The organism is Streptomyces sp. NPDC050315, from assembly GCF_040655775.1.
Taxonomy (GTDB): Bacteria; Actinomycetota; Actinomycetes; order Streptomycetales; family Streptomycetaceae; genus Streptomyces.
Map to the genome: position 1 here is coordinate 21,642 of NZ_JBFAKN010000003.1, position 26,179 is coordinate 47,820.

At 66.9% G+C, this 26,179-nt stretch carries 20 protein-coding genes and 3 pseudogenes; 13 read left to right on the forward strand and 10 right to left on the reverse strand.

Features of this window, described 5'->3' with window-relative positions:
* Nucleotides 1–1,258 precede the first annotated feature (1,258 nt).
* Nucleotides 1,259–1,638: pseudogene (locus AB0I82_RS11290) on the forward strand (IS5/IS1182 family transposase); the annotation flags it as partial.
* An 813-nt stretch (nt 1,639–2,451) separates the two neighbouring features.
* Here the strand turns inward: AB0I82_RS11290 and istB are convergent.
* Nucleotides 2,452–3,212: pseudogene (istB, locus tag AB0I82_RS11295) on the reverse strand (IS21-like element helper ATPase IstB).
* A 487-nt stretch (nt 3,213–3,699) separates the two neighbouring features.
* On the opposite strand from istB, the gene tvaA reads away from it, so the two are divergent.
* The 12 genes from tvaA to AB0I82_RS11355 all read left to right on the forward strand — a co-directional run bounded on the left by tvaA (nt 3,700) and on the right by AB0I82_RS11355 (nt 14,817).
* The gene (gene tvaA / locus AB0I82_RS11300) at nt 3,700–3,963 is read left to right on the forward strand and encodes a thioviridamide family RiPP peptide (RefSeq protein ID WP_363256953.1); all 264 of its coding nucleotides are present in this window, start codon (nt 3,700–3,702) and stop codon (nt 3,961–3,963) included.
* Nucleotides 3,964–3,980: 17 nt separating this feature from the next.
* Nucleotides 3,981–5,147, forward strand: coding sequence for an aminoglycoside phosphotransferase family protein (locus AB0I82_RS11305; RefSeq protein WP_363256954.1), 1,167 nt, complete (start codon nt 3,981–3,983; stop codon nt 5,145–5,147).
* Complete coding sequence (locus AB0I82_RS11310; protein ID WP_363256955.1) at nt 5,144–6,148, forward strand: T3SS effector HopA1 family protein; 1,005 nt, start codon at nt 5,144–5,146, stop codon at nt 6,146–6,148. The genes AB0I82_RS11305 and AB0I82_RS11310 overlap by 4 nt, the downstream gene beginning before the upstream one ends.
* Entirely contained in the window at nt 6,145–7,080 is a 936-nt protein-coding gene (locus AB0I82_RS11315) for a phosphotransferase (RefSeq protein WP_363256956.1), read from the forward strand. Before AB0I82_RS11310 ends, AB0I82_RS11315 begins: the two co-directional genes overlap by 4 nt.
* Nucleotides 7,077–7,685 (forward strand): flavoprotein, encoded by a 609-nt coding sequence (locus AB0I82_RS11320; protein ID WP_363256957.1) that lies wholly within the window; start codon nt 7,077–7,079, stop codon nt 7,683–7,685. Before AB0I82_RS11315 ends, AB0I82_RS11320 begins: the two co-directional genes overlap by 4 nt.
* A 7-nt stretch (nt 7,686–7,692) precedes the next feature.
* Nucleotides 7,693–8,910, forward strand: a complete 1,218-nt coding sequence (locus tag AB0I82_RS11325; RefSeq protein WP_363256958.1) for a 50S ribosomal protein L11 methyltransferase — start codon at nt 7,693–7,695, stop codon at nt 8,908–8,910.
* 37 nt (nt 8,911–8,947) lie between these two features.
* Complete coding sequence (locus AB0I82_RS11330; RefSeq protein ID WP_363256959.1) at nt 8,948–10,300, forward strand: YcaO-like family protein; 1,353 nt, start codon at nt 8,948–8,950, stop codon at nt 10,298–10,300.
* A 14-nt stretch (nt 10,301–10,314) separates the two neighbouring features.
* Nucleotides 10,315–11,004, forward strand: coding sequence for a TfuA-like protein (locus tag AB0I82_RS11335; RefSeq protein ID WP_363256960.1), 690 nt, complete (start codon nt 10,315–10,317; stop codon nt 11,002–11,004).
* Nucleotides 11,004–11,876 carry a phytanoyl-CoA dioxygenase family protein gene (locus AB0I82_RS11340; RefSeq protein ID WP_363256961.1) on the forward strand — a complete coding sequence of 291 codons (873 nt, stop codon included), beginning with the start codon at nt 11,004–11,006 and terminating at the stop codon, nt 11,874–11,876. The genes AB0I82_RS11335 and AB0I82_RS11340 overlap by 1 nt, the downstream gene beginning before the upstream one ends.
* Complete coding sequence (locus AB0I82_RS11345; RefSeq protein WP_363256962.1) at nt 11,873–12,703, forward strand: C1 family peptidase; 831 nt, start codon at nt 11,873–11,875, stop codon at nt 12,701–12,703. Before AB0I82_RS11340 ends, AB0I82_RS11345 begins: the two co-directional genes overlap by 4 nt.
* A gap of 148 nt (nt 12,704–12,851) precedes the next feature.
* Entirely contained in the window at nt 12,852–13,694 is an 843-nt protein-coding gene (locus AB0I82_RS11350; protein WP_363256963.1) for a hypothetical protein, read from the forward strand.
* A 79-nt stretch (nt 13,695–13,773) separates the two neighbouring features.
* A complete protein-coding gene (locus AB0I82_RS11355) occupies nt 13,774–14,817 on the forward strand; it encodes an LLM class flavin-dependent oxidoreductase (protein ID WP_363256964.1) in 1,044 nt (347 codons plus the stop codon).
* Between the two features lie 1,005 nt (nt 14,818–15,822).
* Here AB0I82_RS11355 and AB0I82_RS11360 read toward each other — a convergent pair.
* The 9 genes and pseudogenes from AB0I82_RS11360 to AB0I82_RS11400 all read right to left on the reverse strand — a co-directional run bounded on the left by AB0I82_RS11360 (nt 15,823) and on the right by AB0I82_RS11400 (nt 26,094).
* A complete protein-coding gene (locus tag AB0I82_RS11360; RefSeq protein ID WP_363256965.1) occupies nt 15,823–17,274 on the reverse strand; it encodes a recombinase family protein in 1,452 nt (483 codons plus the stop codon).
* The gene (locus AB0I82_RS11365; protein WP_363256966.1) at nt 17,223–18,200 is read right to left on the reverse strand and encodes a DNA methyltransferase; all 978 of its coding nucleotides are present in this window, start codon (nt 18,198–18,200) and stop codon (nt 17,223–17,225) included. Before AB0I82_RS11365 ends, AB0I82_RS11360 begins: the two co-directional genes overlap by 52 nt.
* Nucleotides 18,197–18,817 (reverse strand): hypothetical protein, encoded by a 621-nt coding sequence (locus AB0I82_RS11370; RefSeq protein WP_363256967.1) that lies wholly within the window; start codon nt 18,815–18,817, stop codon nt 18,197–18,199. The genes AB0I82_RS11365 and AB0I82_RS11370 overlap by 4 nt, the downstream gene beginning before the upstream one ends.
* Nucleotides 18,818–19,154: 337 nt before the next feature.
* Nucleotides 19,155–19,649, reverse strand: coding sequence for a hypothetical protein (locus AB0I82_RS11375; RefSeq protein WP_363256968.1), 495 nt, complete (start codon nt 19,647–19,649; stop codon nt 19,155–19,157).
* A pseudogene (locus AB0I82_RS11380) lies at nt 19,649–20,245 on the reverse strand (ARMT1-like domain-containing protein); the annotation flags it as partial. The pseudogene AB0I82_RS11380 and the gene AB0I82_RS11375, both read right to left, overlap by 1 nt.
* 26 nt (nt 20,246–20,271) lie before the next feature.
* Nucleotides 20,272–20,475, reverse strand: a complete 204-nt coding sequence (locus tag AB0I82_RS11385; protein WP_363256969.1) for a hypothetical protein — start codon at nt 20,473–20,475, stop codon at nt 20,272–20,274.
* 339 nt (nt 20,476–20,814) lie between these two features.
* Nucleotides 20,815–22,215 (reverse strand): MFS transporter, encoded by a 1,401-nt coding sequence (locus AB0I82_RS11390; protein WP_363256970.1) that lies wholly within the window; start codon nt 22,213–22,215, stop codon nt 20,815–20,817.
* Nucleotides 22,216–22,311: 96 nt separating this feature from the next.
* The gene (locus AB0I82_RS11395) at nt 22,312–24,807 is read right to left on the reverse strand and encodes a glycoside hydrolase family 3 C-terminal domain-containing protein (RefSeq protein ID WP_363256971.1); all 2,496 of its coding nucleotides are present in this window, start codon (nt 24,805–24,807) and stop codon (nt 22,312–22,314) included.
* A 3-nt stretch (nt 24,808–24,810) separates the two neighbouring features.
* Nucleotides 24,811–26,094 (reverse strand): MFS transporter, encoded by a 1,284-nt coding sequence (locus AB0I82_RS11400; protein WP_363256972.1) that lies wholly within the window; start codon nt 26,092–26,094, stop codon nt 24,811–24,813.
* Between the last annotated feature and the right edge of the window lie 85 nt (nt 26,095–26,179).

Below are 26,179 nucleotides of genomic sequence, written 5' to 3' on the forward strand. Positions count from 1 at the left end.
CCGTTCTGGCTTTGGCCAAGGTGTATGCCCAACCACAGCCACAATGACAGATAAGTCGGCCTGTACGCCGGGTACCGCTTCGTTCAAGACCGTAGCTATACAAAACCATCCCTCTACGCCACGTCGTAGATCGCTTCGATCGTGACCCGTGCCCCAGGAACCCGCTGGCCGCATCCACTCCCATCTGGGTCGCGCCCAGCCCGGGACTCGTACCTGCGACCAGCGGTCCTACGCCTTGAGGTGAACCACCGCCCGGATCACAAGCTCATCCTCTCCGACCGGCTTGGCGCGTTCCCATGTTCTGGGCCCCCTGCCGGGGGCACCCTAAGGATTTGCGTTTCCGCAGGTCAGGTGCCTTTTAGGCCCGCTCCTCCCAGGAGCGGGCCTCTTTGCGATGCAGGGCTCGTTGCCGCGCTCCCGGTCAAAGCCGCAGGTCATAAGCCTGAAGAGCCGCGAGTGCATGTCGGCGATGTTTGCGCGGGCGTGCACTCCATGGACACCCAGAACATCGGAACGCGGCGAGTTGTTCTACCTCCTGGCTGGGAAACCCCCCAGGAGGCCTATCCCCTCACTCTGTGCTCCCCGGTCCGGTCGGCGACCGTGCGTACGGTTAGCGTCCTCGTGAACTCCGCGATGTGCGGCGAGGTACTGTAGCACTTCCAGAATCGCGGCATCTTGGCGGCGGCCCAGTTCCTCCCCGTCAGCACCCTCCACCACGACGTACTCGTATCTGACCGTCGGGTTCTTCTGCCCCCGGCGTCCCGATGACGGCTGATCTCCTTGAGACACGAAAGCCTCCCTATGAAGACGGCTCTCGTCTCGCATCGTGCATCCGCCCGCCGCAGTGGGGAAACCGTCACGGGACCCATCTCTGGCAATACCGCGAGTGCGCGCGGCATTCAGGACCAGTGCCTGCCAAGGTCTTCCTCAAGTTCCTCTTGCGCTTCCGGTCGGCACACAAGGCCGAGGAGTATGCCTCGAACTCTCCCTATGGGCCCTACGCCTGGCAGCGGGTTCGGGCGCTCAGCAGCAGTCGGGCCGCCTGTCGGCAGTTGCGGCTGCCGGTGACTCTTGGGCGGTTCCACCGCGCGCAGGAACGCCCGAGGCAGGTCGGCCGACCGTTCGTCCTTCACGATGTCGGCATAATGGCGTACGCCAGTAGGTCGCGGATAGGCCAACTCGGCAGCAGGACAGGCACAGCGCCTTGATCGCGGAGTTGCTGACGCTCCGCGATTGGGGAGACACCGCACCTGTCACCCTGTCCCGCATCATCAACCCGCTGCGTGAGGAGTTCCTCGCGCAGCTGCCTACTCATCACGACGAGCACGCGCTGGGCTGCCACAACCCGCGCATCCCCGACGAGGTGATCTCCGACAGGCCCAGCCTGATTCTGCTCTCCGGCATGGGCTACGAGCGGGTCGCCGACACCACCTGTTCGGCGACCACCCTGCGCCGGCATCGGGACGAAGAGATCGCTCTCGGCATGGGCGAGGTCCTACGCCTGACCACACTGAACGCCTACGACCGCACGATCGACCTGGGCCTTGACCGACTGGCTGCGGACAGCCTCCAGGCCAAGTCGCTCTCCGGGGTGAATGCGCCGGCAAGAGTCCGGCCGACCGTGCCAAGCAGGGCCTACTGCCCGCAGCCTGATCCGACACGCCTGGAGCCTCTCTGTCGCTGGAACACCCGCCCCCACAGGCCCGCATCCGCTGGCCTACGGGCGGCCGCTCTGAGTCAGCCCCTGCATCTCGCCCGAAGCCCGCCCTGCGGCTCCAAGGTCGCCGTCGATGATCCCAGCCCGCGTGCTTCCGGGGGCCAGACTGTGGCGGCCCCCGCGTGATCGGGCCCGGGCGCCCGCTCCACATGGGCGCTGGTAGCGGCGCATCACGGCATGCCCACTGGGAGCTAGGCCCGCTGCTCTGGGCCCTCGCCGTTCTCGGCGAGTTCCGGCTTGTCCGGCAAAGCCTCCGCGCCTTCTGCACCACCAACCACCGTATTGACGCCGGCCAGCCCCCGACGCAGAACCCGTCGGAGTCTGTAGAGCCCCGGCAGCCACGTATACGGGTGTGTCAGCTTCCACCATGCCCGGCGCATCCGTAGGCGGTGGGGAGACAGGCGCAGGCTGAGAGGAACCCGCCGTCGGCTGCCAAGCGGTGGCTGGTCCTGGTCCCAAGCGTTCGCATGCAGCGGGGGGGGCGGTAGCGGGTGGTGAACATCCGCCGGGCTTCGGGTGCGGACACCTCACCGACTCCGATCGCGTTTTCCAGCGCGTCCACCGCATCTTGTACCCGCTGGTCGTCTATGCGGCGGGTGTTTGCCGGCAGCTCCAGGCCGGTCAGATCCCCGGATCCAGCCGCGACCGTCGGCGTCGGTGAAGATGACTTCAATGGCCGTTGTCGGCGTACGAGGTTTTCTCCCCAGGCGCGTACGGGCGAACGTCCCCAGTTGTTAGGCCACGTCCATCTCGCGCTCGATGGCCTGGAGGCGGTTCTTGAGTCGGTAGCTCGGGCCGTTGATCGAGACCACCTCGCAGTGGTGCAGGAGACGATCAAGGATGGCGGTGGCGAGGACCTCGTCGCCGAAGACCTGACCCCATTCGCTGAAGGTCTTGTTCGAGGTCAGGATGATCGAGCCCTTCTCGTAGCGCTTGGAGATCACCTGGAAGACGAGGTTCGCCTCCGCTCGTTCCAGGGGCTGATAGCCGACCTCGTCGACCGCGAGGACACTCGGCCGCAGGTAGGTGGTGAGCTTGATGGTCAGCCGTCCGGCGGCTTCGGCGGCTTTGAGCTGGCGGACCATGTCGTCGAGGCTGGTGAAGTAGATCGAGTAGCCGGCCCGGCAGGCCGCGACCGCCAGCGCGACGGCGATATGCGTCTTGCCGACCCCCGGCGGACCAGCAGAGCTGCGTTGGCCTTGGCCTCCACGAACGAGAGGGTGGCGAGGTCTTTGACCTTGCGCGGGTCGAGTTCGGGCTGGAACGAGAAGTCGTATTCGTCCAGCGTCTTGTGGTGCGGCAGCTTGGAGAGTCGCAGGCCGTTGCGGAAGCGGCGGTCGTCGCGGACGGCGAGTTCCTCGGAGAGGACCAGGTCGAGGAAGTCGAGATAGCCGAGCTTGTCCTCGTTCGCCCGGCGGATGTACTCGTTGATCGTTTCTGCCAGGTGGGGCAGGCCGAGCTTGCCGGCCGTGGTGCGGATGCGGTTGCCAGTGATCTTGCAGCGCTTGTCCTGCGGGTACAGATCTTCTTTCGGCCAAATTGGCTACACGTGGAGCTGAGTCACACATGTACCACCAGTAACAACGGAGGCTCGCAAGCCAGGGAACGACTTGAACTTTTCGGCCAGCCAGACAGCCCCCTACCGGAAGAGCCTGGCCTGGACCTACCCTCCGGAAGACGACCAGATCATTCAACGGGGGCTTCTGATGGCTGACTCGCCATGCACGCATCTCGACTTCTGGCGGCCTCCAGCTTTTTGACCTGACACTGCCGCCGCCTTTCACACTCACATAATCAAAAAGCGCCATGAAGCCTGTCGGAAATAATGCCGACAGGCTCCTTGGCGTGCCTGAATCGAATTTTCAATACTCACAAATGGAATGCCTGAGACCTGTTGACAGGGAGATACAACAATCTGTTTAGATCATGGCTGTCCATTTGATTCCCCAGCTGACAGGCGGGGGACGAATCAGGAGGATCAAATGTCCGAAGCAATGGTTTCTGCGGTCGATGAGACCGCCTTCGCTGATCTCGTCAGCAAGATCCAGGACGCCGAGGCGTCGATGACCGACGAGCAGCGCGCGGTGATCGACCCCACCTCTGGGGAGAAGGCTCTGGAGGAGCTCGCCGGCGTCAGCTCCGAGGAACTGCAGTCCTTCCTTGAGGAGAAGGCAGGTATCTCGCCCGACGAGGAGGCTCAGGGCAGCGTGATGGCGGCCGCCGCGACGGTGGCCTTCCACTGTTGATCTGAGTCGTTCAGCTCATGATGACCAGCGCTTCGCACGGCCCTGCCGGCATCACGCCATTTGAGGCCAGACGGGAGAGCAGCATGTCTTCGCCTTGGTGCGAAGCGCTGCCGGACGAGTCCGGGCCCGCAACGGCCCGGGCTCGTTCCTGGCTCGCTTCACTTGGCATCGACCAGGGCAACATCGTGCAGGTGCAGACCTTCACGGCACGCAACAGCGTGGTAATGCTTCATTTCGAGGACGGTACCGCGCTCGTCCTGAAGCAGGTGGATCCGGCAACCGCCAAGGCGGTCGGCACGGCCACGGGCAACGAGGAGGCGATGCTGAGGCTGATATCTGAATCCGGCGTTCCGCATTTCGCGAGATCGGCGGTTCCTCGTTTCATTGCGACTGACCCGGAAACCAAAACCATCATCATGGAGGGGAAGACCGGCTTCACGTCGATGCGGGAAGCGACTCGAAGATCCCCAGATATTCCCGTTCGGGTGCTGGCCGCACTGGCATCGGTGACGGCAGGAATACACACCGCCCCCGTGGACCAAATCATCACTGACGCGCGGTACAGCCCGCAGATCATCGCCTTTCCCTTCGCATCCTTCGCACGCCTGACCCCTGGCGAGCTCGCGAGCGGGCCCGGAATGGACTACTCCGATTATGCGGCTGCCATGCAGTCGGTCGACGAGAGCGTGGCGCGCCTGCGGGACGGTTGGGGTCCGAAGAGTCTGGTGCACTTCGACCTCCGGGACGACAACATCCTGGTCAAGGGCGCCGACTGTCAGCACCCCCAGGTTGCCCTGATCGACTGGGAACTGGCCGGTTTTGGTGACCCCATGCTGGACGTGGGCACGATCGTCGGCCAGCTGCTGATCCAGTGGCTGCACACATTGCGGGGCGATGCCGACCGCTTATCCGACGCCGATACCTGGGCCACCGTGCGACGCAACGTCGGGCTCTTCCTCGCTGCTTACGAACACAGCGCTCCGCTCTCGACCGAGCAGTGGAATGCCATCTTCCAATATGCCGGCTTGTCCCTCTTGATGTACGCGGCCGGGCGACTGGAGCAGGTCGGTTCACTGGGGCGTATCGGACACCTGTGCCTCTTTGTGGGGTGCAAACTGCTGAACGCCCCGCAGGGCCTGGCCAGGCTCCTCGCTCCCGCCCGGCCCCGGAAGGCGGAAGCATGAACCCGTACGAAGCGGCGTTCTCCGCGATTGCCGAAGACGTGGAGGTCCTGAACGATTCGGCCTTCCACCACCGCGAGTGGGGCGAGCTCCGCCCTGCCCCCGGTGTCGAGTCCGCTCCCGGGGACCTCCCCGTCCTGCCCCACCTGTCCAGGTTCCTGTACTTGAGCTACTACGCCGGTGATGCCCGCGCCGCACGCTGGCTGATCGACGGCGCGCCGGTGGTGCTGGGCACCCGCAGACGTGAGGACCCGGCCGTGGCACGCGCACTGGCCGAGGCCAACCAGGGCAGCGGCTACTGGGACAACGACTGGCAGACGATCACGGCGGGACCCGAAGGCCGCCGCGTACGCAAGAACGGGCTGACCCTGACGGTCACCAAGTCGGAGACCCTGCCGCCAGCAGCCACGGCGGGCCAGCGGGTGAGTGTCAGATTCCCGCCGGATCGTCCGTACATGTATCCCGGCTGGTACCTCGCCATCAGCGACGAGGGCATGCCCCGTCACGGGGAACGGCCCGTCATACGCCTGTACTACACACCCCGGAGCCCCGCAGCAGCGGCTGACCTCATGCGCGCGATCACCGGGCGGCTGTGCGCCGCGCGTGTCCCGTACCAGCTGAAGGCGGCCAACCACCCAGAGGGGTACGGGCGGCGGGATGCGATGGTCCTCTATCTGTACCGGAACGACTGGCGCCTCCAAAAGCGGGAGCTGGCGGACGTCCACCGCGAACACGTCGACGCACTCCGTGATACCGGCCCGGCCCTCGCGCTGGAGCTGGGCAAAGGCTGGTGGATGGCGGACGAGCCCGAGCAGCGGCAAGGCCGCCTCATGAGCTTCGGCCAGCACCGCTGCCTATTGGTCGCCGAGGGGCTGGTAGCGGCATGGCGCGACGGTCACACCACTGCGGCGGACCGGCTGCGCGCCATCAAGGAGCGGTACCGGGCAGAGCGACTCGACCCCGCAAAGCCGTACCTCAATTCCCAAGAAGGTGCCGCCCGATGACCCGATCTGCTGTGCGGACCGGACAGCCGGTGCGCTCGCTTCCCGGCCCGTTCGTCACCCGCATCTGCCTCCGGGTGGACGGTGGTTACCGCTGGGGAGAGAGCGTCCCGGCAGCCAGCCCCGCCTATCTCGACGGCACAGCCCTACGCCATATCACCGAGGTGATCGGCCCGACACAGGCTGCCCGACACGCATGTGTCCCGGTGCTTGCCGACGACTGCACGGCCGTCCACCCCGTGGTGGTCACTCCCAGGCTGCTCAGCGACACCGTCTTCGGTAGCCCGGCCAGTACCGCCAACCCGGAGCAGGTGTTCGGAGAACTCGGCAGCTTCCTCGCCCAACTGCACTCCATCCCCGTCGAGCGCACGGCTGATCTGCCGGCCAGGGCCTGTCCGGCCTGGCTCGAAGCGGCGCCGCGCGCAGCGGACGGCATCCGCGCTGCCCGCGACCGCCTCAACAAGGCCGCGGCCCCGCGAATCCAGCGCCTCGCCTATGCAGCCGCGGCGAGAGTGACCGAGGCGTTCCCGCGAGCCGTCGTGCACGGCCGACTGTCGACCGCTTCCTGCGTCCCCGGCCCCGTGCCGCGGGTGCTCGGCTGGCGGGAGGCCGGCACCGGGGACCCCATGACCGACCTCGCGTTCCTACTGCGGGACCTCGTGCAGGCGGCAGCGGCCCTGGGCGCGCAGGGACTCCAGGAGCAGCGGGCCCGGCTTATAGCCGAAGGGTATGAGGCTGCCCGGGGCACCCGGCTGAGCGACGTTGAGCACGCGCGTCTCGCCGGTCACCTCGCCTCCAGCGTTCTCCAGCATGTCGCCCTGCGCGCCTGGTCGGCGTCCGATCCAGAGGGCGCCGAGGAATTGTTGCGACGGGCAGAACCATCCTTGCCCGGCATCCTCGGTGCGTTCGGAACTCCCAAGGGGGTGACCGGATGATGGCCGAGCATGCCACCAGCCCACAGCAGGCGATGGCCGGCGTACGGCTGTTGTGGGGCGTGTGCGGCTCGTTCTCCGCCGTCGCGGTCCCCCACGTGAACGCGTGGCTGCGCGGCACCGTCGGAGTTGAGGAGATCCGTACCGTCATGACTGCGCAGGCCCACGCTCTCGTGGGCTCGCGCATGATCGAGGCCGTCACCGGCCATACGCCAGTGACCGACTGGGAGGACCACAAGGGCGGAGGCGCCGCCCACGTCGCCCTCGGCGCCTGGGCGGACATATTGGTGGTCCTGCCGGCCACCGCCAATTTCCTGGCGAAGGCAGCACACGGCATCGCCGACGACGTCCTGACGGCCACGCTGCTTGCCGCCGAGTGCCCCGTGCTCATCGCCCCGGTCATGAACGCGGCCATGTGGTCCAAACGCGCCGTACGCCGCAACGTGGACCAGCTGCGCGAGGACGGCTATCAGATCGTCGAGCCAAAGGAGGGCATCTCCCTCACTGAGGGGCGACGGGAAGCCGGCTCACTCGGCGACTTCCAGCCGGCCATCTCCGCCGCTCTGGTCCAGGCAGCCGCCCGATACACCCATCCACAAGGACAGTGATCAGCACATGCCGAAACTCTCACCCGACACCGTGCTCCACCGGGCACCGTCCTTCATCGCCGAGGCCGACACCAGCAACGAGGTGAAGATCCACTTCGAGAGCCGGATCCTCAAGCTCGGCCATGACGCGCTCGGGCTGCTCGACCTCTTCCACCAGCCGCGCACCGTCGGGCAGGCGCTGACCCTGCTTGGGCCCCGGCTCAAGGGCCCCAGAGCCGCACAGGAGGCGCTGGCAACCGTGGTCTCGCTCCACCAGGCGGGGCTGCTGCGCACCGAGCCGACCGAGGGCTTCAGCGACCAGCCCTTCCCCAAAGGGGGTTACGACGCCGCGTTCGTCCACATCGCCATGCTGGAAGACCCGGTACGCAAAGCCGCCTTCCAGCAAGCGGTCCGTCAAACGGTCCGTGACGGGGATGTGGTCCTCGATCTGGGCACCGGTTCCGGCATCCTGGCGATCACTGCGGCCCAGGCGGGAGCCCGCAAGGTCTACGCGGTCGAGCCCGCCGGCATGGTCCACCTCGCGCAGCGGATCGCCGAACGCAACGGCGTGGCCGACCGCATCGAGTTCATCCGTGGCTGGTCGCCCCAGCTCGAACTTCCCGAGCGGGCAGACGTCCTGCTGACGGACATCGTGGGCAACGAGGCGCTGGACATGCAGATCTGGGAGACCGTACAGGACGCCCGGCGTCGGCTGATGAAGGACTCAGCCCGTCTGGTTCCCGGCCGACTTACCTCGTTCGCCACACTTGCCCGGATACCCGACGACGTGCTCGACAAGCATCGGGTTACTCAGGACCATCTCGCGCGTTGGAAGGAGATGTTCGGCATCGACTTCGGCCCCATGGCAGAGTCCGAGAGTCGACGCTCCATCGGCTTCTACGAGCGCCCGGAGGCCGTGCAGACCTGGGATTTCCTCTCGAAACCGGCCGAGCTGTACCAGGTGGATCTCCAACAGGACATGACGGGTCCGCTGGAAACCCGCTGCACTCTCGCCGCCGACCGCGCGGGCGAGACCAATGGCATCGTCGTCCACTTCGAAGCACAACTCGGGCCGAACACCACACTGTCGACAGCCCCCTGGCTGGGCTGCGCCCGCAGCCACTGGTACACCGCCGCCTGGGCGTTTCGTGAACCCGTCAAGGTCGCCCCCGGGCAGGCACTCTCTTACTCCTACCGGTACTTCGGCGATGGCACCTCCCACCTCGAACCCGCTGGCCTCCAGTGACAGGCCCGGCGGACAGCGCATTCAAGGAGTCCCTGCGTTGAAACTGCGTTCCAGCGTCCCCAAGATCACCGGAAACGGCCCGCACCGCGAGATCACTGCCGAGACCACGTACGCGCGCATGGCCCCGCATCTCAAGCGAATCGGGGTGACCAGAGTCGCCGACATCACAGGCCTCGACCGGGTCGGCATACCCGTCTACAACGCTATATCCCCACGGTCGTTCGACATCATCTCCGTCTACAACGGCAAGGGCGCCACAAAGATCGATGCCAAGACGTCGGCCATCATGGAGGCCGCCGAGCGCTTCGCCGCCGCTCTGCCGATGCGGCCGGCCGCGATCGCCTCCTACACCGAACTGGAAGCGTCGGGGCGCCGCGTTCTCGACCCCAGATCATGCAACTTCGAGCTGCACCACGCCTACAACATCGACACCCCCATCTCCTGGGTCGAAGGCTTCGACCTGATGGGCGAACACACCATCCTCGTACCGCAGTTCCTGGCCGGCTACTACATGAGCTACCACGAGGTCCCCTGCTACCCGGTCTCCACCACCAACGGCATCGCCTCGGGCAACTCACTGGAAGAGGCCATCTGCCACGCTCTGTGCGAACTCGTCGAACGCGACGACTGGACCATGGCCGACCTCATCTCCAACCGCCTCGGCAAACTCGCCGCCGACGACGGGGCCGGACCGGTCGGAGCTGCCATCCGCGCCTGGGCGCAGGAGCGCCACCCCAGCCTCGACCCGGCGACGCTCCCGCCTCGCGCGCAGTTCTTCATGGAGAAGTTCCTCGACGCCGGCATCGCCATCGAGGTCAAGAACATCACCTCGGCGACGGGCATCCCCAGCTTCCAGGCGGTGGTGTCGGAGTACGTAGCCGACTCGTTCTCCCGCTCCCACCATGGCATCGGCACCCACCCGGACGCCGAGGTTGCGGTCGTGCGGGCCATCAGCGAGGTCGCCCAGTCCCGCGTCGTGGACATTCAGGCCATGCGCGAGGACATCACCGCCGCAGGACAGCCCGTGGAGAAGGCTCTCTACCACGTACGGCGCAGCAACCGCGCGAACCCCGACTCATGGGCTATCAAGCCCTCCGCCCGTCCCGTCCGATTCCAAGATGTCCAGTCCCATCCCAGCACAGACGTCATGGACGACGTCCGGCTGCTGCTGCAACGGCTGCGGTCCCGCGGACTCGACCAGGCCATCGTCGTCGACCTGTCCGCGCCCGGCGTACCCGCCACGGTCGTCCGCGTCATCGTGCCCGGCATCGAGTCCTGGACAGTCGACCGCAACAAGCTCGGGCCCCGAGCCGCACAGGCGTGGAACAGCGCCCTGACCACCATCCACTCCGCTCAGCAGCGACTGCGGACAGCCGGTTCCACCCAGTGACGGGAGAAGACACCATGCGCACGGTCGTGTTCGTCGGCCCCAGCCTGCCGCACGAGGAGGCGTCTGCCCACCTGCCCGATGCGGAGTTCCTGCCCCCCATCGAGCGCGGCGGCATCGGCGCCCTCATGGCACAAAAGCAACCACCGCAACAGATCGGCATTATCGACGGAAAGTTCCTCCAGAGCTTCTCGATCTCCCCGAAGGAGATTCTGCGGGCCATGGACCGCGGCGTCCGTGTCTATGGCTCCTCCAGCATGGGGGCCTTGCGGGCCGCCGAGCTCGATGTCTACGGGATGACCGGCGTCGGCACCGTCTACGCCATGTATGCCTCCGGCACGCTGGAAGACGATGACGAGGTCGCCATCACCTTCGACAGTGAGTCGCTGCGCCCGGTGTGTGAACCCATGGTCAACATCCGGGTCGCGACCGAGGCAGCACTACGCCGGGAGGTGGTGAGCGAGGAGAATGCGGAGCTATTCCTGAAGGCCGCCAAGTCCCTGTACTTTCCGCAGCGCACCAGCACCGCCGCCCTGCGCCACCTGAAGGGCGTCATGCCCGAACCCGACCGGCAGCGCCTCGCTGACTACCTGCGTTCGTCCGAGGCCCCCGACGCCAAGCGAGAGGACGCCATCGCCCTTCTCGCCAGGATGCGGCAGGACGCCACAACGTACGAGACCTTGGCTGCCTCAAAGGTGGCTGCCTGATGAACACGATCGCCACCGACCTGGCGGAGCGGTTCCGTACCGACGGCTTCGCATTTCCTATAGACGCCCTCACTCCGGCCGAAGTCGAACAGTCGCTGGCCGCATGCCACACCTACTTGCGCACGGTGAGCGCAGCGGGTGGCGCCCTGGCGAGGTACGCCGTCTTCCCGAAGATCCATCTGGTGTCCACCTGGGCCGACCGGATCGTGCACCACCCCGCGATCCTCGACGCGGTGGAAACGCTCCTCGGGCCGAATCTGCTGGTGTGGTCCACGAACCTCTTCGTCAGGCCCGCGCACAGCGGCAGTTCGCTCGCCTGGCACCAGGACGCCGTCTACCTCGGGCTGAACGGCTTCCAGCAGCATGCGGCCCGCGTCTGGGTTGCGCTCACCGACACCACGGCCGCCAACGGCACCATGCGGTACGCCCGTGGCTCGCATCTGCGGGGTGCGCTGCCGCACCGGTTCAGCGGTTCCGGGCTCGAGGAGATCATGCGCGGCGAGGAAATCGCCGTTGACATCGACGAGGCGGCCGCTGTGGATGTCGTCCTCAAAGCCGGCCAGTGCTCCGCACACCACCTGGCCATGGCGCACTGCTCGGGCCCCAACCACACCGCCGACGGCCGGTTCAACCTCGCAATCGACTACATCACCCCGCAGGTCTCTCCCACCGCAGGCGAGGACAGTGCGCTGCTCGTCCGCGGCACGGACACCGGCGCCTTCTCGCGCGAGACCAGGCCCGCATCCGACTTCGACCAAGCCGCTTTGCGGGAGTTCTACACCGCCGTCGCCCGCCGCCAGAAGCGGATCGATCAGACAGTCCGGAGCCGGAAAGGCGACCACGGCGAGGGCACCGACCGGGACCCGGCATGACGGCAGAGGGAACAACCGGCAAGGGCAGCATCCCGGACTCCGCTGTCGCCGACGCCACCTGGCTGTCCCGGATCGAGCTCCCGTGGTGGACGAGTGGGCGCACGCCTGAGCGCATGAACCTCTCCTACTGGATGCCCCCTGTGATCGACCAGGGCCAGGTTCCGCTGTGTACCGCCGCGGTCACCGCAGCGATTGCCGGTTACTACGCCCGCCGGGCCGAGCAGCTGGAATTCACCGCCTCCGTCCTGTTCAACTATCGCCTCTCGCGCGCGCTCGCCGGGGCCACCGGGCGCAAAGGGTCACGCTTGGAACACAGCTTCCGCGCCTGGGCGGAATCCGGGTTGTGCGAGGAATCCTCCTGGCCGTACGACGAGAACGGCCTGACCAGGGTCGACCGGGATCCACCCGAGCACTGCCACACCACTGCCCGGCGAACCCGCCCCGTCGCGCGACGGCTCTACGCACCGGACGGAGCCAGCATGCTGGAACTGTCACGCTGCGCGATCGCCCGGGGCATCCCAGTAAGTGTGGAGATCCGGCTCTGCCTGTCGATCTCCCTGTCCCTTGTCAATGGCGGTGTCATTCCCGCACAGCTCACGACAGAGCAGTCCGTGGGGCCCCATGTCGTCCTCCTGACCGGCTATGACGACCAGGTCGACACCGCGCCCTACGACCGCGGCACGGGTCCCGGCGCCTTCCAGGTCCGCAACAGCTGGGGGACCAGCTGGGGCGACAAAGGCTACGGTCTCTTGCCCTACACCTTCCTCGAACATCAAATGACGGGCGAGAACTGGGTGGTCGTCGAACAAGACTGGGAGAGACCGTAACGGTGTCCCACGCGACGCATACCCCTTCGCCCGGCACCCCTCTGCAAAAGATCGAAATCCGGCCAGTGGAGACCTCGTCGCCGCCTTGCCACGCAGAAGGGGATGGAATGATGGCCAGAACACCGAGCACACGTGCAAGGAAAGGTGAGTGACGTTGCGGAAGTTTCTCGCTACCGCTGCGCGATGGGCGGCACCCACAATTGTCCTCGCCCAGGTCTGCTTCGTCTGGACCGGCGTGTTCAGCCTGGGCGAGGCCGTGGCGGTAGGACTGTTCCTCGAACTGCTCCTGGCCGGGGTTGTCATCACCGAGATCACCCTCGCCAGACGGGCCTTCAAGACCTCCCGGAGTCAGGGCGCCGACGGCCAGGAGGCCCTCAATCAGGCACTGTCCACGGTACTGCCCGCACCCGTGGCCAAAGCGATAGGGATGGAATTCGGACTTTTCCGCGCCCTTTGGCGCTGGATCCGGCGGAAGCCCGACGCTCCGGAAGGCCACCAGACCCTGACCTACGGATCCGAGCTCAAACCCCTCATGTGGGTGATGGTCTTCCTCGTACCGCTGGAGGTCCTCGCCGTCGAATTCCTGGTCCCCTGGCCAGTGGTACGCATCATCCTGCTGGTGCTGTCCGTGTACGGGACTGTATGGGTGCTCGGATTTATCGCAGCGCTCTTTGTCCGCCCCCATACCGTTGGCGATGGAAAAATGATGCTGCGTTTCGCCCATTTCACCCAGATCGCCATCCCACTCGAACTGGTGGAATCGGTGCGCTCGGCCCGGCACAGCGGCTACCGTAGAGCAGTCCAGATCGACGACGGCGTACTGGCGATGCCGATCGGGGACTCCACCACCCTAAGCCTCAAGTTGCGCGAACCGTACCCCGTAGCGCCGAAGCCAGGAAAGCCGACGCAACAAGTGCGGGAGGTCCGCTTCGCCGCCGACGATACCCGCAAGGCCGTCACTGTCCTCACAGCAAATATCGGCCCCAGCTGATCCAGTTTGTCGAAACTGGAGCGAAGGCCCCCTCGGAACCCTTGGCATCCAAAAGAGCACGTCATTAGGACCTCACGCTATGAGCATACCTTTCTCCATCCTGGATCTCGCCCCCATCGTCACTGGTTCCACGTCAGCTCAAGCATTACGCAATACGTTCGATCTCGCCCAGCATGCCGACCGGCTCGGCTATACGCGGTACTGGCTGGCAGAGCATCACGGGATGCCCGGCATCGCCAGTTCCGCTCCAGCCGTACTGATCGCCGAATTGGCAGCGGCCACATCGCGGTTGCGGATCGGTTCAGGCGGTGTCATGCTCCCGAACCATTCCCCACTCGTAGTAGCCGAGCAGTTCGGGATGCTGGAAGCGCTTCACCCGGGGCGAATTGACCTCGGTGTGGGGCGCAACGCCGGCATCGACCCGCGTATTGAAGAGGCGCTGCAGCTCTCCGCTGGCACCCAATCCATCGAAGACTTCACCAAACGACTGGTCGAGCTGCGGAATTACTTCAGCGAAGACAGCTTGGCCATTCCGGCAGCCGGCAATCGGCCGCCGATGTGGCTGCTGGGATCAAGTGTCCGCAGCGCGAAGATGGCCGGGCTCTTCGGCCTGCCATTCGCGTTCGCGCATCACCTGAACGATCAGCAGACAGTCCAGGCCCTGGATACGTACCGTGAAGCCTTTCAGCCGTCCATCGAACTCGATCGACCATATGCACTCATAACGGTACCCATCATCTGCGCCGACACTGACGCGCGCGCCCAGAAGCTGGCAGAACCGGGAGCCTTGGCATTCATCGAACTGCAGAAGCTGGGGGCTGGACAGTCCCCTCGCTCCCAACTTCCCACCATGGACGAAGTAGAGAATTACCCCTACTCCGCCCCGGAGCGGGAAATCGTCAACGCGTACTTCGAGTCCCAGATCATCGGAGGACAAGAAACAGTGCGCGCAAAGCTGGATGATTTGATTCAGCGCACTCAAGTGGACGAGATCATGGCGACTGGCATGGTCTACCACCATAAAGACCTGCTTCGGTCGTATGAATTGCTGGCAGGACTCTACGCGGATGGCGCTTGCGTCTGGACACGCGCACCGGAGCGCACGGATATCGATGGCTACTGAGCTTGAACCCGTATTGTCCTACCGCCGATAAAGCTTGATCCTCGCGATAGGCCGTATTCGCGAGGTAGTCGTAGACCGGCTGCCTGCAGATGAGCAGCGGGAAACATCATGCTGGTGCAGGCCAAACTACATCCACCGTGTCGACGCCTCGATGCGCGAGCCGAGCGCAGCACGGACCTGGCTGATTGCCTTCCGCCTCCCCCCTACGGCCGATCCCACCCCCAGCCGAGGGCATGGGCTCACCGGAAGGTGAGCATGGGCAACCTGGCCTGTGCAGCATTAGCGAACTTGCCGCACGGGCTCGCACCATCTCAAGCAGATGCAGTATCGGCTCGGCATGCTTGGACCGAACTGGTCCGCGGCCAGCCGCAGGCACACCGCCAACCGAAACCTCATTAGTTACCGTAGTCCGACATGGCTGGAGAACGGCGAATGGCCGAGTCACGGCGTGCAAGGACGATCGTTTCAGGCTGGCAAGCCGTCCACGCCGGCGAACTGCGGTCGGCAATGGCCGCTTCAGAGATCCAGCACGGCCTCCACGACGACGAACGTGCCGTGAGACACCACGTCACGCCTGTTCCATCTACCCCGCGCCCAGGACTCGAAGTTGCGGTCCAGCAGCGACGGCTTACCGATTCAGCCGGACAACTGTCTGGATCTCCAGCCGCTCGCCCGCAACCAGCGGTTTTCCCTGTTCCCACGTTCGTCCCCATGTTGTGGGTCCCCCGCCGAGGATTCGAGCCTGCGCACCGCACGGGATTGAGTATGCGGCATGATCGCTCCGCCACCCGCACCTTTGACAGCAATGTCAACCTCCCCACGACACGAAACTCTGCAGGTCACGGAGAGTGCGTCATGACCAGCACGTGATCGCGGGCCCCTAAGCACACAGCCATGCGCCTACGGAAGATCGTACGTAGCCTGCACCGTGAGCAGAGCCACGGGGGACCGCACGTCGCCCCCGTTCCCATCTGCCCCGCGCCCCACCGTGGACTCGACCCGCACCTACGGAAGCGCGAGATCTAGTTTCGTAGCGACGGGCGTGATCCGTGGGGTATTGGTCCAAGTCCCCCCTCGGACACCAACCAAATCCCCACGGTCTCCCGCAGACCGTGGGGATTTGTCGTTCCCGGGACCATGCGCGGCGGGCGGTCGGGGCGCGACTTCGGCCAGCACCGTCCGCTGGGCCGGGTCGTAGCGCAGCCGCAGCCCGAGGGCCTGGTAGACCTCGGCTTTGTCCCGGGCGGGCGCATTTCGTACGACGGCGACGAGATCCCCCAGGGCGCGGACAAGGCGGACGGTCTCATCCCGGTTGATGCGGGGCGATGCCCTGTGGGCGGCGTCACGGAGATCGGCTTCGGCTCTGGCGCGGGCGGCCTGGGTGTCAGCGATCCATCGGGTGACGACAACTGGGTCCGCGCCGGCTTCCAGAGCGGCACGGTGAGTGGCGAGATGCGCGTCGCACCGGGCAAGGTCGGCGCGGGCGGCCGCCGCGGCGGCTTCGTCCACCGCTGGTGGGAGGTCGGAGCCGACCATGGCGTCGATGGTGCCGTCGAGGCGGTGCGAGGCGAAGAGCTTGCCCAGCCAGCCGTCCAGGGGCGGAGTGATCCAGCTCTCGCGCAGGTAGACGTTGCGGGGGTGGCTGATCCGGTTGGCCAGGGCGTACTCCTCGGGAAAGCGGCAGCGGTAGTACGCCTTGTCGTTCGCCCAGTGCGCGTCCATGCGCCGGCTGCACAGCCCGCAGGTGACCCGTCCGCGGAAGAGATAGGGATTACGGGTGCGGTGCTCGGCGTGGGCAGTGCCCGCGCACGCACGCGTCCCGAGCACCTCCTGGACGGCGGCGAAGGTCTCGTCATCGACGAGCGGCGTGTGAACGACCTCCCGCGAAACGATCCACTTGTCCTGGGGATTCCAGCGCATGACGGTGGTGCAGCCGAGACTGACGTCGTCAAGGTCGAGCAAGGTCTCGTGCTTGTGTTGTCGGTTCCAGACCTGGCGGCCGGTGTAGCGGGGGTTGGTCAGGATGGCGCGGACCGCGAGCTTCGCCCAGGCCCGGCCGTCCCGGTGGCGGTTGCGGGCCCGGTCGTGAGCGGAGGGGCTGGGGATACCGTCCCGGGTCAGCCCCTCGGCGATGACGAAGAAGCCGCGGCCGCTGAGGAACTCGGTGAAGATCCGCCCCACCACAGGGGCGGTGTCCGGATCGGGCTCCAGCCCGTACAGACGCTTGCCGTCGGCGGCCTTGGCGGGATTGGGATGCGCCCCGAGGTCCACGAGACGATAGCCGTAGGGCGGACGTCCTCCCAGATAGCGCCCCTCCATAAGGGCCTGAGAGGCCATAGCCGCATGCACGCGGACCTTGATCCGGTTGCGTTCGCCCTTGGACATGCCGCCGAAGACCGACATGATCAGGTCATGGGCCTCGTTGTCCGGGTCGATGGGGCCGCCGACCTCCGGCACCCATAGCGGGATGCCGTAGTGGGTGAAGAAACGGCCGACCCGAGTTTCCCGGACGTAGAGAGTTCCGCGAGCGCCGACGCGAGCGGACGGCGCACGACGAGAGCATCCTCGTGCGCGATGACCGCGAGCGGGAGGCCCGCCCGACGGGCATCACGGATGTTCTTCATCTGGAAGAACGAGGGACGGGCGATGAGCCGGCCGTCACGAATGCCGGCGAGCAGGGCCACGCACCGCTCGACGGGCACGAGACCGGCGGCTTCGGCAGCAGAGAGGACGGCGGAGGGCAGGTCGACGAGCTCTCCGCGCTCGCGCCACGGACGGGTGGTGATCACGGCGTGACCGCCGGGGCGGAGCAGGTGGCGGCACTGGATAAGAATCTCGGTGAAGGCTTCGAGCAAAGTCTCCAGGCCGACGTGCGCGAGGTTGGACGGGTCTCGGCTGTACCGGTAGTCCTTCTTCACCACGCCGCGCTCGCCGGTCTCACGGGAGGAGCGAACCTGGCCGTGGACGCTCGCCCCGTACGGCGGTGAGGTGACGACGAGGTCGACCAATCCATGGAAGACCCCCGGGACGAGAGTCGTGAGTCGGCGCGCGTCGCCGCAGTACACAGCCCCGGCGCCGCTGGCGCCTTGGTTGTCGGCGTGGCGAAGGTTCCGTTCGGTGAGACGCGCCCATTGGGTCTCGTACTCGACGCCGAGGACATGGCGGCCGAGATGGACGGCTTCGACGAGCGTGGTGCCGATCCCGCACATCGGATCCAGGACCAGGTCACCGGGCTTGGAGTACGTGGTGATGGCGTGGGCGGCGATGGCCGGGAGCATCTTGGCGGGGTGTGCGGCCGAGCCTGCAACGTAGCGGTCCGCTCGCTGGGCGGGGGCGGAGGTAGGTGCGGTGTTCCAGACGGAGCCTGGCACATGTGTGGTCATGACTGGCCTCCCTGGGAGTCGAGGACCAGGAGGTCGGAGTGGATGAGCCCGGGTGCGGATCCGTCCGGTGGCGCCGGCACGATCCGGTCCCCGGCGGCGTGGCCGTGCACAACCACGATGTGCTGCAGGTACCGGAATCCAGCCGAACGGGCGCAGGCGACGAGCAGGCCGAGCGGGTCGGTGAGCACGCCAGCGTCGCGTCGCTGCCGAGTAGCCAGCAACAGAAGTCCACCGCTGCGCAGGAGGCGGTAGACACGATGGAAGAAGCCGGGCCAGCCGTCGTCCATGGCGCCGTACTCGTTGTCGGCGTAACGGCTGCGCGGTGCGGCGGTGGGAAGGGTGTCGGGGTGCAGCTCCGCGAGGATCACTGGCGTACCGGATGTGGTGCGCGGCCCATCGCCGGTGGCGCCCTCGGTCGTGCACGGTGTGCGGGCGTCCATCCCCGGGTCGGTGTCGCCGATGGTCAGGCGCCACAGTGGAGAAGGAGCATCACCGGAGCGACGCGTGAACTCGGCACGGATCTTGTCGAGGGCCCAGTCGGGCAGGACGGCTGGGGCGTCGGGTGACGTATCCGTGTCGTGCGAGCCGGGCAGCCAGATGGTGGTCGGCAGCTGCAACGGAGTCGACGACGATGTCGTACTCGTGTGGGATCGGGTCACGAGCGGGCGCGCTGAGCGAGCCGGGCGCCGAGGTGTGCTGACACCCTCTAAGGAGAATTTTCGAGGCCGATCGTGCCACCTGTCGGCTGAGGCTCTGTTCGTTGTCGTCCAATCAAGCGGATACCTCCCGGCATGCCCTGGTGGTCACGGTCACCGGCGGACAGCGCCAAGACACGCCGCAGTTCACCGAGCTCATGAAACGGATCGGGGTGGCGTGGACAGGAGGCGGACGCCCACGCACCCGCCCGGCCCAGGCGATCGCTGACCGGGCGTACTCGTTCCGCAAGATAAGCGCCTATCTGCGCCGTCGACAGATCGCGCACACCATCCCGGAGAAGCGTGGCCAGGTGGCCGCCCGCCCGACTTCGACCGCGACCGCTACAAGAACAGGCACAGGGTCGAATGCCGGATCGGGTTGCTCGAACAGGCGCGAGGCATCGGCGCTTGACGCGGCAAGTCGTCCTGTCGGCTCTCTCAGTGAGTGTGGGGCGGGGGCAGGCAACCGCTCTCCAAGGTAGTGGCCGTTGACGTCGACCCACACGCGGTCTGTGCTTACGGCTCCCGTGACGCACGCGGTGTCGCCGATCCAGATGCCGTAAGTGCTGCCTTCGGTCTTGTCTGTCCCGGTGCTGTTCAGCTCCGTTACGGAGAGGCGGGTGGGCGCGGCGAGCCGGGCGAGTACAGGTTGCACTTCTGAAGGGCTGATCTTGCCGCGCCGACGCAGGTCATCAAGGGCTCGTTTGACCTCGGTGGTCTTCTGCCTGGCTCGCTTCTCGTCCTGCGACTTCATCCCGCCGGGCTGACGGCCAGCGTCTCCGAGTCGTCTGCGACGAGCGGGGTGTCGGCGCTGTCCGCACTTGCCTCGCCGCCGGAAGACATGCGGAAGCCGAGGTCTGCTCGGTTGCCCCACAGGGACCCGTGGAGCAGCGCCTGGGCCTGCTCGTCGACGGGGCGCAGCGCAAGCTGGTCCAGGGCCGCCAACTCGGCTTTGGCCTCTTCGGTGCGCAGCTCAGCTTGCTTGAAGGGACGGAACGGATCGATGCCCTGCCAGGGGCCTGCTTCGAAGTACCCGACCGCCTGGAGCAGCTTGCGGTAGAAGTAGCTCTCCGCCCACAGGAAGGGAGCGTCGAACCAAGACCGTCCGACGTAGTCCCGCCCCCATACCTCCCACTGTTCCCGGTCGGCTGCGTCAAGGCCCAGCGGTTCGATCACACCCTCCGTGCACTCCTTGAGCAGAGCGTCGAGCGCCTGGTGCTGCTCGGGGCCGTACGGGAAGGCATCGCGCACCCTCTGGATGAGAGCGGGATGCCGCTCGGTCAGCACGCCCCAGGCGAAGGATCCGGGCTCGTTGCTGAGGATCACGGGCGCATCGGCGGTTTCGGGCATGATGTGGCGGTCCTCCGGGATGGTGCTCAGTCGCTGTTCAGGCTCAGTGTCGCAACACCGGCGGCGCTGCCGGCGAGGACACGGTTCGTGGCAGGGTCGAAGGACGCGCAGTGCAGTGTCGCGTCCACCCGCACCTCGGCGAGCTGCCGCTGTTCGGCAAGGGACCAGAGCCGGACCGTACCGTCGGCCGCCGCGGATACGAGCCTGTCCTCGGTGGCAAAGCCCAGCATGAGGATGCGCCCTGTATGCCCCGCCAGGTGAGCGGTGAACCGGTCACCGCTCAGACTGCGGACAGCGATTTCGCCCGTCCCTGCGCCCACGGCCGCCTGCCCCCGGGGCCGTCGAGCGCGACGGTCCGGGCCCATCCGCCCGGGTTGGCGAAGCGGCTGACGTGCAGACCCGTACGGGCCGCGTCGTTATGGGGGCCGATGTGTATGTCCCCTGCCTGGGACACGTCGCATTACGTGAGCATGAGCGCCGGTGGGCCGGTCCAGCGCCTGCGGCGATACACAATCGAGTTGTGCCGCATGTCTCGTTCCGTGAGGCGGTCCCTGCAGGGCCGGTGCGAGTTATCCGCGACGCGTCGTACGGCCCCGGAGCAGCAGGCTTGCCGTCCCGGTCGCCAGCAGCAATGCAGCGGAGATCAGCAGACCGGCGCGCATACCGTCCACAAAGGTCGGAGCGTGGGCGAGCAGGGCGCCGAAGACGGCGATGGCCAGGGCTCCGCCGAGCTGGCGGCAGGTGTTGAGCAAGCCACTTGCCATGCCGGTGCGTTCTGCGGGGACGCTGTCCAGCAGGAGTGCGGTCAGCGGGGGCGCGGCAAGGGCGATTCCCGTCGCGACCGGGATCATGAGTACCGCCATCGTCCAGGTGGGCGTCGCCGACGACACGAAGCACAGGCTCGCGAGGCCCACCACCATGAGGAGCTGCCCAACGGCGACCGGCACTCGCGGGCCCAATCGCTCGGCGACCCGAGCGGCGGACGAGTTCACGAAGCCGGTCAGCAGGGTCATCGGCACGAAGAGCAGCCCAGCCTCCAATGGCGTGAGCCCTCGGTCCTCCTGCACGTAGAGGCTGAGCAGGAAGACCATTCCGAAGAACCCGGCCGTGAGCGCGAAGCCCACGGAAACGGAGATCACCACAGTCCGGGATTGGAACAGGTCCAGTGGCACCATCGGGTGCTTCCCTCGTGCCTGCGCCAGTACGAAAGCGAACAGAGCCACTGCGGCGACAGCCAGCGCAATGAGCACCTCGGGCGCTGCGAAGCCCAGAGTGCCGGCCTCGATCGCTCCGTACGTGAGGGCGCCCATCGCCAGGATCGACGTCACCTGCCCCATCCAGTCGAACGGCACGGCCCGCTGCGGCGAGCGCGCCACCCGCGTGAGTATGAACAGGGCCACCAGGCCCACCGGCAGGTTGATGAAGAAGATCATCCGCCAGCTGATCAGGCTCAGGGCGCCGCCCGCCAGTGGACCGGCGGCAGAGGCGACCGCGCCGCCCACGGCCCACAGCGAGATCGCGCGCGCTCGCTTGACCGGATCGGGGTACGCCTCGCGGATCAGAGACAGCGTGGCCGGCATCATCACAGCTGCCCCAGCCCCCTGCGCCAACCGGGCCGCGACCAGCGCGCCCAGACTCGGCGCCAGCCCGCAGGCGGCTGAGGCGACGATGAACAGCGCGATTCCCACCGCATACGCCTGGCGGGCGCCGATCCGGTCCGACAGCGCTCCGGCGGACAGGAGGAGCGCGGCGAACAAGAGCGTGTACCCGTCCACCACCCACTGCAGGCCCGTGATGCCGCCACCGAGGTCGGCCCTGATGGAGGGCAGCGCGACGTGCACGATCAGGGCGTCGAGGGTGATGACGAAGAAGCCGAGCAGTGAGGTCGCCAGCGCCGGGCCGGGGCTCGGACTGCGGCGGGCAGTGAGGGAGCCCACCGACCGGCGGCGTGAAGAGAGCGAGACGGGCATGCGGAGCGGTCTCCTACCAATGGTTCGTTGCAAAGGCTGGGCGGGCGCTGCCGTCGCCCGTCAGGGTGGCGACAGCAGCGCCCAGTCAGGGAGCGATCAGCGCTCTGCGGGCACAGGCACGGTGATCTCGGCCGTGAGTGCTTCCGCCGTGCAGGAGGCCCCGATCTCCAGGCGGTAGGCGCCCGGCGAGACGGCCCATGTATGACGGACCGTGTCCCAGTACCGGAAGGCGTGGGCCGGGACGGTCACCCGTGCGGTGACCTCCTCACCGGGCCCGGCCTCGACCGAGGCGAAGCCGACCAGACGTCGGACCGGACGGGGCAGTGTGCCGAGCGGCGCAGCGGCGTAGACCTGGACGACCTCGCGGCCCGTCCGGGTGCCGCTGTTGCGGAGCCGGACCGACACCTCGGCAGCGTCCTGGTCGACATCCGCCTTGAGGTAGTCCCACGTGGTGTAGCCGAGGCCGTGGCCGAAGGGGTACAACGGCGTCCGACCGTCGCGCTCGTACGCCCGATGGCCGATGAACAAGCCTTCGTCGTAGTGCAATTGCCCGCCCACGGGGGTGGTGGCCGGCAAGTGTCCGGCGGAGGCAGGCCAGGTCACCGGGAGCCGCCCGCCCGGTTCGGCACTGCCAAGCAGTACGTCGGCCAGGGCGCGTCCGTACTCCTGGCCCGGGAACCAGGTGAGCAGAACAGCGGCGACCTCTTCGGCCCACGGCAGGAGGACAGGAGCGCCGCTGTTGACCACGACGACGGTGCGCGGGTTCGCGGCGGCGACACGGCGGACGAGCTCATCCTGGCGGCCTGGCAGTGCCAGTGATTCACGGTCGAAGCCCTCACTCTCCACCTCGGCGGTGGTACCGACGACCACGACAGCGACGTCGGCGTCGCGGGCCAGCGCGACGGCACGCTCCAGTTCCTCGTCCTCCGGCGGGGCCGGTGGCTGCAGCAAGAAGTGCAGCGAGCTGGACTGGGACGACGTATAGGACGCGCTGGCGCTGCTACGCAGGTCGTGCCTCAGGACGAGACGTACTTCCTGTCCGGCGGAGAGGGGTACCGGTATCGCCTTCTGGGGCGGGGTCGACATTGCTTCGACGGGGTCCGTGCCGGGCGGGAGGACGATGTGCTCGTCGAAGGCGACGCGGCCATCAATGGTGAGCTTGAACCGTCCCTTTCCGGCAGCTCCTACCAAGTAGTCACCCGTGGTCGCGGCACGCAACAAGGCGTGGACCTCGATGGCAGCGACCTCTGCGTGAGACAGCCCGCTCATGCGCTCGCCGAGCCAGATGAAATGGCCGGAGCGACGTTGCTCGCGGCCCAGTTCGGTGCCGTCGGCGGCCAGGAAGCGGAGCTCCACTCCGTCCTTGTCGCTGTTCGGTACGCGCGTCAGTTCTGGGACGGCTTGGGCGATCCGCGTCAGCGTGTGGACGCCGGGCGTGTGCGTGATCTCGACCGTGTCACCGAGTGCGGTACGCAGGCCGTCGAGCGGCGAAATGACGTATGGCGGGTAGACGGTGGCGCTGCCGCCGCCGAGGGTGCGGCCGGCCGCGGCGTTCGGCCCGAGGACCGCCACACGCGTCAAGCAGTCCGACTGCAGCGGGAGTAGCGCGTCACGGTTCTGGGCGAGGACGAAGCCGGCCGCTGCCGTCGCGCGCAGTTCCGCAGACGTTTCGGCAGCCGTCCATCCCTGCTGCTGAGGCGCGGCGGGGGCGATGCCATCGAGCACGCCGACACGGGCGGCGAGCCGCAGGAGGCGCAGCGTCTTGTCGTTGACCGTCTCCTCCGTGACCCGGCCCTCGCGTACGGCTTGGGCCAGGGCCTGGCCCCATGGGCCATTGGGCCCGGGCATGACGAGGTCGAGTCCGGCGTTCGCGGTGGCCTCGGTACTCCGCGCGGCGCCCCAGTCCGTCATGATCACGCCGTCGAAGCCCCACTCCCGCTTCAACACCTCACGCTGCAGCGGACTTTCGGTCATGGTGGTTCCGTTGAGGCTGTTGTAGGCGGACATGACGGCCCACGGCCCGGCTTCGCGGACGATCGCCTCGAACGGTGCCAGATACAGCTCCCGCAGCGCGCGCTCGTCGACGTGGGCGTTCACGTTGAAGCGGTCGGTCTCGGACTCGTTGGCAACGAAGTGCTTGACGGTGGCCGCAACTCCCCCGGACTGGATGCCACGCACCAGGGCCGCGCCGATCCTGCCGGTGAGCAGCGGGTCCTCGCTGAAGTACTCGAAGTTGCGGCCGCCGGCCGGGGTCCGGTGCAGATTGACGCCTGGGGCAAGCAGGACGTGCACTCCCTTGCTACGGGCCTCGGCAGCCAGCAGCGCGCCGATCCGCTCCAGGCGGGCCTCGTCCCAGGTGGCGGCGAGAGCTGTGGAGGAGGGGATGTTCGCGGAAGTGTCCCGCTCATCCCACAGCTCGCCGCGGACTCCGGCCGGGCCGTCTGAAAGCACCATGCGCTGCAGCCCTGCGGCGGGCTCGGTGTGCAGGGACCAGAAGTCGGCACCGGTCAGCAGCCGTACTTTCTGCTTCAAGGTGAGCGTCGCGAGCCGCTCGCGCAGCTCGGCTTCGTTGTCAGGGGTCTGCAGAGGCATGGATCAGCGAACCTTCTTGATGGGGACGATGGCCAGGGCACCCAACACGCAGAGCACAGCGGCAGTTCCCAAGAGCAGGGAGTAGTTGTGGCCGCCTCCGGTGTTCACAAGGAGCGCCCCCACGGCCGGGGCCATGGTCTGCGGGGCGGCGTTGGCGATGTTGAACACGCCCAGGTCCTTGGCGGCGTCGTCCGGGTTGGGCAGGACGTCGATGACCAGTGCAAGGTCCACACCGGTGTAGACGCCGAACCCGATGCCGAGCACGACCTCGGCGACGTAGAACCCGGTGGCCGAGTCGGCGGTGACAAGTAGCGCCATGCCGATACCGAAGACCAGGGAGGACAGCCCCACGAACGCCTTGCGGCGCCGGAGTCGGTCGGACAGCCACCCAGCCACCTGGGCGGCGACGATCAGGGCGAGGGTGTACACGAGAACGCCCGTTGCCATGACGGAGACGGCATCCGCCTGCGTCAGGTTCAAATCCTCCTCCAGGTAGAAGAGCCGGAAGGTGGTGAACATAGGCGTCGCCAGCATGATCAGGAAGCGCGAGATGAAGGTCCAGGCGAAGTCCGGGTACTGACGAGGGCTCACCCAGAACGTCTTGAGAACCATGCGCAGGCCGCCTTCGGACGGCGGACGCTTCACCAGCGGCTTGTCGGGCAACGCGATCGCGTAGAGCACTGTGAGGACCAGTCCGACAGCTGCCGGAACCATGAAGAACAGCACCATCCGGTCGCCGAAGAGCTGCGCGGCGTATGCCGCGCCGAGGATGCCCACGTTCTGCACGACGCCCATGAGGCCGGTGACCTTGCCGCGCTGGGTGCTGGGCACCTGGTCGGCGATGGAGGCTACGTGCGCGGCCAAGGCAGCGTTGGCGAAGATCTGGGCGACGAACCATGCGATGGCCACAACCGCGACGCTCTGAGCGGTCGCGATGGCGGCGAGTCCCGCCGTCATGCCGAGCGCTCCGACGACCAACCAAGGGCGGCGGCGCCCGAACCGGCCTGTCGTGCGGTCGCTGATCCGGCCGAACACCGGGTTGGCGAGGAACGCTGCTACGGCGCCGAGGCTGCTGACCAGGGCAAGAGTGGAGACCACGTCCTGTTCGGGGACGAGGCTTCGCACCTTGATGGCAAGGCTGGAGTAGACCGGCGTGAGGATCGCGAGGTAGAGCCCGCACCGTGCCAGCCCCATGGTGGCGACGGTCCATGGACGGGCTCGGGCGAGGCGGGGGACGTCGGCCGATTCAGCCTCTGGATGCTCTGAGCGGGGAACGGTGGTGGCCATGGGACCGCCTTCTACAGGGACGGAAGGGGGACGAGTGCGGGTTGCGTCACTGGTCGGTCACACGTGTTACTAACACGTGTGACCG

Coding starts and splice junctions, on each gene's coding strand:
- AB0I82_RS11390 (WP_363256970.1), bottom strand. CDS start 22,215: ATGCCCGTCTCGCTCTCTTCACGCCGCCGGTCGGTGGGCTCCCTCACT.
- AB0I82_RS11335 (WP_363256960.1), top strand. CDS start 10,315: ATGCGCACGGTCGTGTTCGTCGGCCCCAGCCTGCCGCACGAGGAGGCG.
- AB0I82_RS11320 (WP_363256957.1), top strand. CDS start 7,077: ATGATGGCCGAGCATGCCACCAGCCCACAGCAGGCGATGGCCGGCGTA.
- AB0I82_RS11340 (WP_363256961.1), top strand. CDS start 11,004: ATGAACACGATCGCCACCGACCTGGCGGAGCGGTTCCGTACCGACGGC.
- AB0I82_RS11310 (WP_363256955.1), top strand. CDS start 5,144: ATGAACCCGTACGAAGCGGCGTTCTCCGCGATTGCCGAAGACGTGGAG.
- AB0I82_RS11355 (WP_363256964.1), top strand. CDS start 13,774: ATGAGCATACCTTTCTCCATCCTGGATCTCGCCCCCATCGTCACTGGT.
- AB0I82_RS11345 (WP_363256962.1), top strand. CDS start 11,873: ATGACGGCAGAGGGAACAACCGGCAAGGGCAGCATCCCGGACTCCGCT.
- AB0I82_RS11315 (WP_363256956.1), top strand. CDS start 6,145: ATGACCCGATCTGCTGTGCGGACCGGACAGCCGGTGCGCTCGCTTCCC.
- AB0I82_RS11385 (WP_363256969.1), bottom strand. CDS start 20,475: ATGCTGGGCTTTGCCACCGAGGACAGGCTCGTATCCGCGGCGGCCGAC.
- AB0I82_RS11325 (WP_363256958.1), top strand. CDS start 7,693: ATGCCGAAACTCTCACCCGACACCGTGCTCCACCGGGCACCGTCCTTC.
- AB0I82_RS11375 (WP_363256968.1), bottom strand. CDS start 19,649: ATGAAGTCGCAGGACGAGAAGCGAGCCAGGCAGAAGACCACCGAGGTC.
- AB0I82_RS11365 (WP_363256966.1), bottom strand. CDS start 18,200: ATGACCACACATGTGCCAGGCTCCGTCTGGAACACCGCACCTACCTCC.
- AB0I82_RS11400 (WP_363256972.1), bottom strand. CDS start 26,094: ATGGCCACCACCGTTCCCCGCTCAGAGCATCCAGAGGCTGAATCGGCC.
- tvaA (WP_363256953.1), top strand. CDS start 3,700: ATGTCCGAAGCAATGGTTTCTGCGGTCGATGAGACCGCCTTCGCTGAT.
- AB0I82_RS11305 (WP_363256954.1), top strand. CDS start 3,981: ATGATGACCAGCGCTTCGCACGGCCCTGCCGGCATCACGCCATTTGAG.
- AB0I82_RS11395 (WP_363256971.1), bottom strand. CDS start 24,807: ATGCCTCTGCAGACCCCTGACAACGAAGCCGAGCTGCGCGAGCGGCTC.